This is a genomic window from Thermoactinomyces sp. CICC 10523 (assembly GCF_016055105.1).
In the GTDB taxonomy this organism is placed as follows: Bacteria; Bacillota; Bacilli; order Thermoactinomycetales; family Thermoactinomycetaceae; genus Thermoactinomyces_A; species Thermoactinomyces_A daqus.
In genome coordinates this window covers 136,100-142,482 of the sequence record NZ_JAECVX010000009.1, presented here as the reverse complement: position 1 = coordinate 142,482, position 6,383 = coordinate 136,100, and the positions used below count along the sequence as shown (strand labels likewise).

Here is a 6,383-nt window from a genome sequence, read left to right as displayed (position 1 = left end):
GGATCTTCCCCCGCACGACTTGCATGTATTAGGCACGCCGCCAGCGTTCATCCTGAGCCAGGATCAAACTCTCCGATAAAGATCTAGCTCAAAAAGAATTAACAGGTCATGCTTCACTCTTTAGTTTTCAAGGAACACATTATTGTTTTTTCTCAATTGCCGCTTTCTTGCGGCGACATTAGCTATATTAACACGCCTCAGAAAAGGTGTCAACATTTTTTTGATAAATATTTAACCGCCATTGATAAAAATCATTTCCCTTTGGCATAAGGAAAACAGATCACCACCTGTTATCCTTTTCTTCTAAAGTCAACCAAACAGGCGGAGACCTTTTGTCCCCGCCTGTTTCGCGTTTCACCTGACGCAGCTTCCCTGCAATCGGTGACGGCACGCGATGCCCGATAACCCCGTATTTGGAGAAATCCGGGGAACACCTGCTTTCCTTTTCCCTGTTGAAATGTGGAGCATTCCGTTCACAATTCTTAAACCTCGTAACGCTCCCCGTTAATTTCAAAACTGGTCGTTACCTTGCTGCTCAACGAATTGGAAACGGAACAGTATTTTTCAACCGACAATTTCACCGCGCGACGCACTTTTTCCTCAGGAAGGTCGCCTGTCAATTTATAGTGCATATGAACATGAGTAAATCGCCGCGGATGCTCTTCTGCCCTTTCCCCGCTCACCTCCATTGAAAAAGATGCAACCTCCAAACGCATCTTGCGCAAAATGTCAACAATATCAATACCCGAGCAGGTGCCTACCGCCGACAAAAGAATTTCTGTCGGGCGCGGTCCCAAATTTTCGCCTCCGACTTCCGGAGAGGCATCAAGTGAAAGTTGATGCCCGGAACCCGTCGTCGTCTCAAAATGCATTTTACCTTTCCAAACAATATCCACTTTCATCTCATTTCCTCCTATCCAAGCGGTTTAACATAAAGAATCAGGCTTGCTTCAATAAGGGCCGCAATCAAAAGCAGCGAAACAATCGTCAAGAGAATGGGGATGATTCTTCTCCGAATCCCCTGCCACTCCTCTTTGCTTCTTTCTATCAGCACAGGGGAGACAAAACTGAAAAAACGGCGAAGCACCGCCATTCCCAGATGAATGCCAAACGCAGCAGCCAAAATCGCCGCCGGAAGCTCAACGATTCCGTGAGGCAGGATCGTTGTCAAAAAAACAAACAGGGGCGAAGCATGACTCTCTGATGCAGCCAGGTGTAAAGTAACCCCCAGCATCAACCCGTTCGTCAGCATTGAAAAGAAAGGAACGAGTCCCAAAAGGAGCCCGAGCCCAATCATCGTAACAGAGGCGAGCAAATTATTGGCAAAAATCGTCAAAAAGGCATGCAGAAAGGTCGGGTTATGGTCGATTGATTTGGCGATTTGCTCCAGTTGGTCAAAAATCCCTGCTGCTTTTAACGTGCGTAACAATCCGTTTGTATTGAGATATCCCATGATGGCACTCACGATAAAAACGACGGTCGACATCCCGATGTACCGGCTTTCCTCCCGCAGTGCCCTGGTCCAGTTTCTCATGCTTCCACTCCTTTTTCGGACAATCCAATCATAACCCTCGTCCATCCGCATACATTTAATTATAGATCGAAACTTGGGAGGGTCGCCAACAATGAACTATTTTCTGGTCTTATCCGGCAAGCGGCTCAAGCGTGCGCTCATGATTTTAATCGCGTTCCTTTTTGCCGCCGGCATCTTTTATGCAGAAAATGAAAACATTCAAGTCTTCATGCCACTTGACCCTGGTCCATCTGCCATTTACAGTGTGGATACCAATAAAAAACAAGTTGCCCTCACCTTTGATATCAGCTGGGGAGAGGAACGCACCGGGCCAATCCTGGATGTATTGGAGCAAAAAGGGTTAAAGAAAGCCACCTTCTTCCTCTCTTCTCCATGGGCCGAAAGTCATCCCGATCTGGTCAAACGCATTGTAGACATGGGATATGAAATCGGAAGCCATGGTCACCGCCATGATAATTATAGCGAGTACAACGATCAGCAAATTCGCACGCAGATTGGAAAAGCCGATGCGATCCTGACAAAATTAACGGGGAAAAAGCCCAAATTAATTCGCTTTCCCAACGGAGACTTTGACAAACGCGTGCTTCAGATCGCCGGACAGATGGGGTACACCACCATTCAATGGGACACGGATTCCTTTGACTGGATGAATCCCGGCAAAGAAAAGATCGTGAAACGCGTATTGAGCAAGGTCCATCCCGGAGATATCATTCTCATGCACGCCAGTGATTCATGCCGCCAAACTCATGAAGCGCTGCCGGAAATTATCGACTCCCTGAGAAAGCAGGGTTATCAGTTTGTGACGGTTTCGGAATTGATCTCCGGTTCCAGAGTGGATACGAAATCGGTCGATTGAGCCCATCACCTCAGCTGAGCTGCACGGAGAGAACAGCAGTATAAACCAATCGGCACAGAAAAAGCCAGGCTTTGCATCATTTGATGCCCGGAGCCGGCTTTTGCTTTGTTTCCTTTCGCAGAAGTTTGCGGTTGGTGCCAGGCGCAGCAAGGCGATGAAGCTGCAGAATTTGCCATGCATTGCAAATGAGGAGAACAATGACGGCATGCAGGATCATGAGCAGCGGAATTTCCCCCGCTTTGGTATGGAAGGTTGGTACCGCCTCAATCACCGTTGCGACTACCATAAAAAAGAATGTGGGAACGTAGGCCGTTTTTTGCGTCCACTTCACCTTGAGTCCGGCAACAATGAACGCGGCGAGCAAGACGGTGAATGGAACGAGCAGATGCAGCCAGAGCGATTCTCCATTAAATTTCGACAAATTGAGATAAACCCAATCTCCCAGCACAATCAACATAAGAAACAGCAGAAACAGATCATAGGCGCTTTTTTGCCGAATCAAACCCTTGGCCAGCCAATTGAAGACGAGGAAAGAGAAAAATCCCAATTCCGCCAGAGCCGCCAATGTCAAACTCAGCAAAAGCTGTTTGGGAATGGGTCCAAACAAATCACTTCCGGCTGACCATTCGAAAATCGAGCTCAGGATCAAGGCGGATGCCCCGCCGATGAACAATGTCGACCAAAACCAATAGAGCAGTTTTTTCAGTGTCATCCCTTATTCTCTCCTGTTCGCTGTCCTGCCTTCGATTTTAGCAGATTTCGATCTTCGCATAAAGAAAAGTCCCCCATGACATATTAAGATTAGCATAGCTTGAAACGGAGGAGCAAAGATTGATACATCGCATAAAGTGGTTTTTTCCGATCCTGACCGTCTTTCTTCTTATTTCCTGCAGCTCCAACCAGTCTCAATCCCAAGAACCCGATTATCAAAAAATCAAAGAGATTACCCTGGATGTTTTACATACGGCCGAAGGCAAAAAAGTACTTCAAGATGTGATGTCCGATCCGGAATTCAAACAAAAGATCATGTTAAACAGCCAGGAGCTGGAAAAAGCATTGGCCAAATCCCTTTCTGATCAAAATTCAAAAAAGGATTGGCAGAAAGTGTTTGGAGATCCGGAAGTGGCAGGCAATCTGGCCAAATCAACACAGGAGCAGTCCAAGCAAACCCTGAAAATCTTGATGAAAGACCCTGAGTATCAAAAGATGATGTTGGATCTGATGAAAGATCCGCAGTTCTCGGCCCATCTTCTGGAACTGATGAAAAGTCAGCAGTACCGCCAGCAAAGCCTGAAAATTTTCCAAGAACTGATGCAAACGCCCAGCTTCCAAAAACAGATTACGCAAATCTTGCAACAAGCGAAAAAGCAAAAACAAGGTAAAGAGGAAGGTTCAGGCGAAGGCGGAGATGGAGGAGAAGGTGGAGACAGCCAGGGAGACAGCGGCAGCTCATGATAAAGCCGATGGGCGGTTGTCTAAAAGACCGCCCATCTTGCTTTCGCTTAAGTTTTAAGAGACCTGCACCTTGCGGATGATTTTACGGGCCAGCTCCTGATACAGAGATGCTGTCGGATGATTTTCCGGGTAAACCGAGGGCGCATACCCGGGATCATCCACACTTTCATATTGCGGGGCTCCGAGCGGAATTTGGGCGAGCAGGTCCACATGAAGCTCCTCAGCCAGCTTCTGACCGCCTCCGCGACCGAAGATATATTCCCGTTCCCCGTATTTATTTTGATACCAGGCCATATTTTCCACCACACCGAGCAACTCGTGTTTTGTCAGATGAACGGCCATCGCTCCCGCCCTGGCGGCGACAAAAGCTGCAGTGGCATGCGGCGTGGTTACAATAATCTCTTTGCTTTTCGGAATCAGTTGATGTACATCAAGAGCAACATCCCCGGTTCCAGGCGGCAAATCGAGAAGCATATAATCGAGGTCCCCCCAATGAACCTCACTGAAAAAGTTGCGCAGCATTTTGCCCAACATCGGCCCGCGCCAGACAACCGGAGAATTGTCTTCCACGAAAAAGCCCATCGACATCACTTTCACGCCAAACCGTTCAACCGGGAGAATCGTGTCACCGATCACCACCGGCCGTTGCTCGATTCCCATCATGTCCGGGACACTGAACCCATAAATATCGGCATCGATCACGCCGACTTTTTTTCCTTCACGGGCAAGAGCCACTGCCAGGTTCACCGTTACCGTTGATTTTCCGACTCCGCCCTTGCCGCTGGCAATCGCAATAAATTGAGTAGAGCTGTCCGGTCCCAGAAGCGGACTGCCTGCCTGAGCCTGTCCGCCGCTTTGCCCCTGACGCAGGGAGGAGGCCAGCGCAGCTCTTTCTTCATCCGTCATCGAACCGAAATGAACCTCAACCGTTTCCGCACCCAGATTGCGAATCGCCTGCTCAACGTCTTCCTGAATTTTTATTTTTAATGGACACCCCTGAATCGTCAGAATCACATCGAGTGAAACTTCTTTTCCTTTAATCCGTATATTGCGGATCATATTGAGTTCAACCAAACTCCTATTCAATTCCGGGTCTTTTACTTCCTTTAATGCTTCAAGAATTTTTTCTTTGGTTAACATGGGAAAGACACCTCAGCTGAAAACGTTTTAACTCCATTATAGCACATCACTTATCAAAGAGCGGCGGCGGTTCTTTCCCTGTATAAAACCGTATCAGCCCCAGATAGATCGATGCGGCCACTTTTTTTTGGTACGTATCCGTTGCCAGTAATCGGGCTTCCTCCGGGTTGGACAAAAAACCGACTTCCACCAGGGCGGTCGGAACGGGCGAGTGTTTGAGAATGTATACATCTCCCTTTTGTTTGGCCAGACGGTTGGTATTTTCGAGGTTTCGGATCAGTTCGGCCTGAATAAAGGTGGCCAGCCGTTTGTTCTCTTCACGAACCGGGTTGTAAAAGGTTTGCGCTCCGGACCATCGAGAGGACGGAATCGCATTGAGATGAATGCTGACGAAGGCGTCCACATTTTTCTCCTTAATCAAATAAATGCGGCGCATCAAGTCTTCCGCTTTGCGCAACCGCAACCGTTTGGTATCCGGTTGGGCCAGATCCGTATCCGTTTCACGCGTCAGAAAGACCAGCGCACCCGCTCCATGCAAATAATCCTGCAAGTAACGCGCGATTTTCAGGGTAATCTCTTTTTCGACAATGCCGTCCTGGCTGACTGCCCCTCCATCAGGTCCTCCGTGTCCCGCATCGATCATAATCACTTTGCCCGAAAGCGGCATATACCAAGCATCTTTTACCTGATCAGAAAAAAAGCCCGCAATCCAGAGAAAACCGATCAGAAAAAAAACGACCGCCAGTAGGACAATCTTGGCTGTCCGGCTTTCTTTGATCTTGACCCTCATCGACCTCGCCTCACTTACCCAAACTCTTCAGTTATGTATATGGGACGAAGTCTCTCATTATGTATGCAAGGCGGGACGGACGCTTATTTCTTCTTGCGGCCCGCCTTTTTCCCCTTGATAAACCACTGCCTGCCAAGCTCTTGCATCAGAATTTCCACTGATTCGGCACTCCACTCATCCAACCAGCGATGCAGGTTGAATTCATCCATCAACTCTTTGAGCAACCGGTCACATGCTTTTTGTCCAAACAGGGACAAATCATCGTCCTTGCGATTTCTAAAGAAAATGCCTTTTACCCATCCATCCTTTTTGCCTTCCTTCATCCCGGCCACATACGCTTCAAAAACCAGACGGTACAATAATTCCAAAAGGATCACCTTGCGCGAAGCCGGCCAAAAACGGGTCAGCGGATCGACCAATTCGCCTTTGATCCGATCCATTTCCTCCCAAGGGAAACGGGAGAGGGCGCATTCACGTATTTCTTCATCTCTGCGAATGCGCAGATGTTCAATATCGATGATCTCCGCCATCATTCACCGCTCCTTTGTCACACATGGGATATCCATAGTGTTGACAAAGGGATGAAAAAAAACCCCCCGACGAATCGG

At 48.2% G+C, this 6,383-nt stretch carries 8 protein-coding genes and 1 rRNA gene; 2 read left to right on the top strand and 7 right to left on the bottom strand.

Annotation, left to right across the window (positions count from 1 at the left end):
- From I8U19_RS12390 to I8U19_RS12380, 3 genes are all read right to left on the bottom strand, one after another.
- Nucleotides 1–79, bottom strand: a 16S ribosomal RNA gene (locus I8U19_RS12390); the annotation flags it as partial.
- Nucleotides 80–482: 403 nt separating this feature from the next.
- Entirely contained in the window at nucleotides 483–902 is a 420-nt protein-coding gene (locus I8U19_RS12385) for an OsmC family protein (RefSeq protein WP_033100577.1), read from the bottom strand.
- A gap of 11 nt (nucleotides 903–913) precedes the next feature.
- Entirely contained in the window at nucleotides 914–1,534 is a 621-nt protein-coding gene (locus I8U19_RS12380; protein WP_198056027.1) for a stage II sporulation protein M, read from the bottom strand.
- A 91-nt stretch (nucleotides 1,535–1,625) separates the two neighbouring features.
- On the opposite strand from I8U19_RS12380, the gene pdaB reads away from it, so the two are divergent.
- Nucleotides 1,626–2,390 (top strand): polysaccharide deacetylase family sporulation protein PdaB, encoded by a 765-nt coding sequence (pdaB, locus tag I8U19_RS12375; protein ID WP_033100579.1) that lies wholly within the window; start codon nucleotides 1,626–1,628, stop codon nucleotides 2,388–2,390.
- A 76-nt stretch (nucleotides 2,391–2,466) separates the two neighbouring features.
- Here pdaB and I8U19_RS12370 read toward each other — a convergent pair whose 3' ends face one another.
- Entirely contained in the window at nucleotides 2,467–3,102 is a 636-nt protein-coding gene (locus I8U19_RS12370; protein WP_033100580.1) for a KinB-signaling pathway activation protein, read from the bottom strand.
- A 119-nt stretch (nucleotides 3,103–3,221) separates the two neighbouring features.
- Between I8U19_RS12370 and gerD the strand changes: the two genes are divergently transcribed.
- Nucleotides 3,222–3,845 (top strand): spore germination lipoprotein GerD, encoded by a 624-nt coding sequence (gene gerD / locus I8U19_RS12365; protein ID WP_052154119.1) that lies wholly within the window; start codon nucleotides 3,222–3,224, stop codon nucleotides 3,843–3,845.
- A 54-nt stretch (nucleotides 3,846–3,899) separates the two neighbouring features.
- Here gerD and I8U19_RS12360 read toward each other — a convergent pair whose 3' ends face one another.
- The 3 genes from I8U19_RS12360 to I8U19_RS12350 all read right to left on the bottom strand — a co-directional run bounded on the left by I8U19_RS12360 (nucleotide 3,900) and on the right by I8U19_RS12350 (nucleotide 6,305).
- Nucleotides 3,900–4,985: an Mrp/NBP35 family ATP-binding protein gene (locus I8U19_RS12360; RefSeq protein ID WP_033100581.1), complete on the bottom strand. Its 1,086-nt coding sequence runs from the start codon at nucleotides 4,983–4,985 to the stop codon at nucleotides 3,900–3,902.
- 46 nt (nucleotides 4,986–5,031) lie between these two features.
- Entirely contained in the window at nucleotides 5,032–5,775 is a 744-nt protein-coding gene (cwlD, locus tag I8U19_RS12355; protein ID WP_198056026.1) for an N-acetylmuramoyl-L-alanine amidase CwlD, read from the bottom strand.
- 83 nt (nucleotides 5,776–5,858) lie between these two features.
- Nucleotides 5,859–6,305, bottom strand: coding sequence for a hypothetical protein (locus I8U19_RS12350; protein WP_198056025.1), 447 nt, complete (start codon nucleotides 6,303–6,305; stop codon nucleotides 5,859–5,861).
- Between the last annotated feature and the right edge of the window lie 78 nt (nucleotides 6,306–6,383).